Below are 4,781 nucleotides of genomic sequence, written 5' to 3' on the forward strand. Positions count from 1 at the left end.
AAACATTGGGCTAAGACTGAAGAAGGTGTAAAGTACTTGTGCGGAAGTAAAAGAAATATTCAACTGAAAGCGTTATAAAATTTTCATAGGCTTGAAGTCGAGGTTTGAAGGATCTCTTCTTCAAAAAAGAGGAAATGGAATTCCTAGCCGGCTGCAGAATGACATCTAAGATTATCTATCCTTTAATGCTTACCAATCAACCTTTCTCCGCCATCCTAAGGACGTAAGTCCGAAGGGTCTAATCTTTTAAAAATTGAGGAAAAAGCAATAGGCAAAAGGCAAAAATTCTTCTAACGGCTGTAGAATGACGAACAAGAGAGACTGTTCCAAAAATCTACGTCTTCATTCTGAGCGAAGCGAAGAATCTCATTTTTTCTTATTTTTAAAAGAGGAGATCCTTCAGCTTACAGCCTCAGGATAACACGGAAAGGTAAGTTTGTGAGAATTTTAGAACAGTCTTACGAAAAAGATGATAATTGAAATGTGATAGAATAAATTTTGGTAATTGCTTAAAATAATCCACCTATGCTATAATATCAAGTAGTATAGGAGGTAAAACATGAATTTAGTAGAATTACTACAAATAGCGTCATCTGAAGAAAAAGCAGAGGGATTTTTAAGAGAAAGAGGCGTTCTTAAAACATTTGATAGCTGTCCTTTCTGTCATGCCAAAAACATTGGTAAAATTAGAAGAAACTTCTACAAATGCTATAAATGTAAAAAAGAATGGAGTGTTAGAAAAGATAGCATCCTTGAAGATTTAAAAATTCCATTCTCTAAATTCATATTGGCTGTAAAACTATTCATTCTTGAAGTTCCAGCTCATAAATCACATAAAGAGCTTGATTTGGCTTACAATACTACGCACAAGATCTACACAAAACTTAGACAATGTATATACAAATTTGTCTCAAAAGATGACCAGCTTTTATCAGGAGAAGTAGAAATAGATGAAAGCTATTTTGGAGGAAAAAGGAAAGGCAGTAGAGGAAGAGGAGCAAAGAATAAAATTCCTGTGTTTGGAATTCTTGAGAGAAATGGAAAAGTCAAAGTTGAGATAGTAAAGGATGTGTCTGCTGAAACACTACTGAGAGAAACCATAAAGAAAGTAAAGAGAGGGAGTTTGATATATACAGATAAATTCAAAAGTTATGATGGTCTTGTGATGTATGGATTTAAACATGAGAGGATAGATAAAAGTGTAAAGTTTGCAAATGGTAAAGTGTATATAAATGGCATAGAAGGATTTTGGAGTTATGTAAAGGAGAGGCTGCTAAAATTTCATGGTGTAAGTAAGGACAATTTTATCTACTATCTAAAAGAGCTTGAATTTAGGTATAACTTTATGGATAATATTGACGATAGTTTATATAAATGTTTAGGTGGAATAAATTGAGGAATTACTTACTTTAAAATACAAGCTTTAGAGTTTTCCAGAAAAGCTCAAATGAAAACTCAAATATCTGAATTGTGCCGTCTATCTCTAAATCAGTTTTTGCAGTTTTAACAGCTTCGCTTAATCTATCTAAAGTATTGTTTAAATTTTCTAAAGCCTGGAGAATTTCAACTTTTCTCATATAAAACTTTCCCTGTTTCATAAACTATGTTTTTAAAGTTTTCGCTACATTCATTATGATAAACAATATCTACTGAAGACATTCCGCTTATATCTTCTACAAGCTCTTTTATCTTTCTTTTTAGTCTAAAATCTACATTTTGTTTTAATTCAACTGCCAAATCGATATCTGAGTATGGTTTATTTTCTCCTTTAGCTCTTGAGCCAAAAAGTAATATTTTTTCTGGCTGTAGTTTTTCTACCAAAACATAAACTACATCGTTAATTATTTTCTCTACTTTATCCATTTTTAAATATTTCAAACATTGCTTTTATAAATTCATCGTTTTCTTCTTTTTTGCCAATAGAAACTCTTAAGCAGTTTTCAAGCTTTGGAAGGTGGGACATATTTCTTACAAGGACGCCTTTTTCTATTAGCTGTTTATGCAGCAGGTCTCCGTTTGGAACTTTCATCAAGAAAAAGTTTGCATCTGATGGATAGACTTTTATGTGTTTTATCTTAGAAATTTCTGACATCACTCTTGTTCTTTCTTCTCTTACAGCTTTTATTTGCTGATTTAATTCATCTAATCCTTCTGTTAGTACAATTTCTCCTATTACCTGCGTTGGATAGGTGACGTTAAATGGCAGTCTTGCTTTGTTTATCTCTTCTGCTACTTCTTTTTTTGCTATTAGATAGCCGAGCCTTATACTTGCAAGTCCTACCTTTGACATTGTTCTTAATACAACTACATTATCATACTGCAGAGCTTCTTTTATAAAGCTTTCTTTATCTGAAAAGTGGATGTATGCTTCGTCTATTACTGTAAAAACTCCTTTATCTATCACATATTTTATTAAGTCTCTATCAAAGCTGTTTCCTGTTGGGTTGTTTGGAGATGCGAAGAAAAAAGCATCAGGATTTTTTGATAATGCTTTATCTATCTCTTCCTTTGTAAGCTGAAAATTTTCATCAAGCTCAAACTCTACCTTTGGTCTTCCTACTACGTCGGAAGAGACTTGATACATAGGAAAGGTTGGTATCGGATAAGCAACCGGATTTTTTAGATCTCCGATAACTGTAATTAAAAGATGTATCAACTCATCTGAACCATTTCCAAGAACAAGGTTTTCTGGTGTTATATTTAGATTTTCTTCTGAATTTACAAAATTAGCTATCACTTCTTTAAGTCTTGTTGCATGTGGGTCTGGATATCTTTGAAAGTTTATTTTTTTAATTTCTTGGGATATTCTTTCTTTTAACTTGTCTGACAGGTCAAACGGACTTTCATTTGAAGATAATTTTACTTTACAAGGCGTTGTTTCTGTTTTATAAGCTTTTAGATTTTTTAGCCTTTCTAAGTATTTCATTTACGCTCCCACCGTTTCTTTTTTTGTTTTTTCTCTTAAAATCTTTTCAACTTCCAAAATTAAAGGTCCGGCAACGTAAATCGATGAGTAAGTACCAAAGACAATACCTATAAGCAATGCTAACGCAAAGTTTTGGAGAGATTCTCCACCAAAAAAATATATTGCAATTACAGAAAATAATGCTGTTCCTGATGTGATTATCGTTCTTGCCAAGTTTTCGTTGATGCTTCTGTTGATGATGCTTTCCATATTTTTTCTTCCACGGGCTTTTATGTTTTCTCTGATTCTATCAAAAACAATGATTGTATCGTTTAAAGAGTATCCAAGAACCGTTAAAATTGCTGCGATCACCGTAAGGTCTATCTCTTTTCCAAGAAGTGAGAATATACCAAGTGTAATGATTGCATCATGAAACAGTGGAATTACAGCTGCAATTGCAAATAAAGGCTCATATCTATAACCTACAAAAAGTAAAATCCCAAGCATTACAAAAATCATAGAGTACACGCTGGCTTTTGCCATCTCGCTTCCAACCAAGGCATCTATAAACTCTACCTTTCTTATTTCATACCGACCTTGATATTTACTATCTAACGCTTTTTTTACTTTTTCAAGAACAACGCTTGAACTTCCCTTTTTAGCCGGTACTCTAATTTCAACTTCATCTTTGTTGGTTCCTACTTCTTGAATTAAAGAGTCTGCTAAATCTACATCTTTAAGAAGATTTCTAACATCAGAAACTCTCATCTGCTGGTTAAATTTAACTTGAATCGACGTTCCACCTGTAAAATCAAGTCCAAGATTAAAGCCTCTTGTGAAGAATAAAACAAAGCTTAATATTAGCAAACTTAAAGATATCCCATAACCTATTTTTCTAATCTTTAAAAAGTCTATATTTGGTGGTTCTACCATGAAATTTCTCATTTTCTATCTCCTAAACAGCGTATTTAAAGTGTTTTTTGCCGCCGAGGACTAAATCAAGCAGCATTTTTGTTAAAAATACAGCAGTAAATAAGTTTATGAATGTACCAATAGAGAGCGTTGCTGCAAAGCCTTTAAGTGGTGCATTTCCAAACTCAAGTAAAGCAAGTGCTGCAATTATTACTGTTATGTGTGAGTCAAAAACTGCGTTAAAACCTCTTTTAAATCCTTCTTCTATAGCAACTCTTAGTGTTTTACCATTTTTAAGCTCTTCTTTTATTCTTTCAAAGATAACAACGTTTCCATCAACACCCATACCTATGTTTAATATGATACCTGCAATACCCGGAAGTGTTAAAGTAATGTCAAATAAAAGCATTGTCACCCAAAGCAGCATTAAGTTAAAAAGAAGTGCAACTACTGCAATAAATCCTGATACTGCATATCTAAATATCATAAAAAGTCCAACGAGAACAAAGGATACAATGCCTGCTGTTAGAGTTTTATCAATAGATTCTTTTCCAAGGGTTGGACCGATTATTGTCTCTTCAATTATTTCTACCGGTGCAGGTAATGCTCCGGCTCTTAAAACTACAGCTAAATCGTTGGCTTCTTCTGTTGTAAATCTTCCCGTTATCTGTCCTGATGATGTTATTCTTGACCTAATCACAGGTGCAGACATAACCTTTCCATCAAGAACTATTGCAAGCCTTTTACCAATCATTTTGTTTGTAGCTTCACCAAATATTTCTGCTCCTTCTGATGTAAGCTCAAAATTAACCGCCGGATTTCCTGCTTGGTCTGTTGAAACCCTTGCATCTTTAAGCATTGCTCCTGTTATAACAGGAGTTTTTTTAACTAAAAACCATTCTTTTACAGGTTGACCGTTTACTATTTCTTCTTGACCTTCTAAAATTCAAGGTCATCAGGCAGG

General features: G+C 33.3%; 6 protein-coding genes. 1 reads left to right on the plus strand and 5 read right to left on the minus strand.

Annotated elements, in window-relative coordinates; all coding sequences use genetic code 11:
• Positions 1-559: 559 nt before the first annotated feature.
• Positions 560-1,396, plus strand: a complete 837-nt coding sequence (locus SULYE_RS06040) for an IS1595 family transposase (RefSeq protein WP_007547561.1) — start codon at positions 560-562, stop codon at positions 1,394-1,396.
• A 13-nt stretch (positions 1,397-1,409) separates the two neighbouring features.
• Here the strand turns inward: SULYE_RS06040 and SULYE_RS06045 are convergent, their stop codons facing one another.
• Genes SULYE_RS06045 through secD form a run of 5 tightly spaced genes read right to left on the minus strand, consistent with a single transcriptional unit; the run spans position 1,410 to position 4,676 of the window.
• Entirely contained in the window at positions 1,410-1,577 is a 168-nt protein-coding gene (locus SULYE_RS06045) for a nucleotidyltransferase substrate binding protein (RefSeq protein WP_007547563.1), read from the minus strand.
• On the minus strand, positions 1,564-1,863 hold the full coding sequence (gene mntA / locus SULYE_RS06050) for a type VII toxin-antitoxin system MntA family adenylyltransferase antitoxin (protein ID WP_007547565.1): 300 nt from the start codon (positions 1,861-1,863) through the stop codon (positions 1,564-1,566). The genes SULYE_RS06045 and mntA overlap by 14 nt, the downstream gene beginning before the upstream one ends.
• A complete protein-coding gene (gene hisC / locus SULYE_RS06055) occupies positions 1,856-2,926 on the minus strand; it encodes a histidinol-phosphate transaminase (RefSeq protein WP_007547566.1) in 1,071 nt (356 codons plus the stop codon). The genes mntA and hisC overlap by 8 nt, the downstream gene beginning before the upstream one ends.
• A complete protein-coding gene (gene secF / locus SULYE_RS06060) occupies positions 2,927-3,850 on the minus strand; it encodes a protein translocase subunit SecF (protein ID WP_007547568.1) in 924 nt (307 codons plus the stop codon).
• Between the two features lie 10 nt (positions 3,851-3,860).
• A complete protein-coding gene (gene secD, locus SULYE_RS06065) occupies positions 3,861-4,676 on the minus strand; it encodes a protein translocase subunit SecD (protein ID WP_007547569.1) in 816 nt (271 codons plus the stop codon).
• Positions 4,677-4,781 lie beyond the last annotated feature (105 nt).

Source organism: Sulfurihydrogenibium yellowstonense SS-5 (assembly GCF_000173615.1).
Lineage (GTDB): Bacteria > Aquificota > Aquificia > Aquificales > Hydrogenothermaceae > Sulfurihydrogenibium > Sulfurihydrogenibium yellowstonense.

Coding starts and splice junctions, on each gene's coding strand:
- SULYE_RS06040 (WP_007547561.1), top strand. CDS start 560: ATGAATTTAGTAGAATTACTACAAATAGCGTCATCTGAAGAAAAAGCA.
- SULYE_RS06045 (WP_007547563.1), bottom strand. CDS start 1,577: ATGAGAAAAGTTGAAATTCTCCAGGCTTTAGAAAATTTAAACAATACT.
- mntA (WP_007547565.1), bottom strand. CDS start 1,863: ATGGATAAAGTAGAGAAAATAATTAACGATGTAGTTTATGTTTTGGTA.
- hisC (WP_007547566.1), bottom strand. CDS start 2,926: ATGAAATACTTAGAAAGGCTAAAAAATCTAAAAGCTTATAAAACAGAA.
- secF (WP_007547568.1), bottom strand. CDS start 3,850: ATGAGAAATTTCATGGTAGAACCACCAAATATAGACTTTTTAAAGATT.
- secD (WP_007547569.1), bottom strand. CDS start 4,676: ATGCTTAAAGATGCAAGGGTTTCAACAGACCAAGCAGGAAATCCGGCG.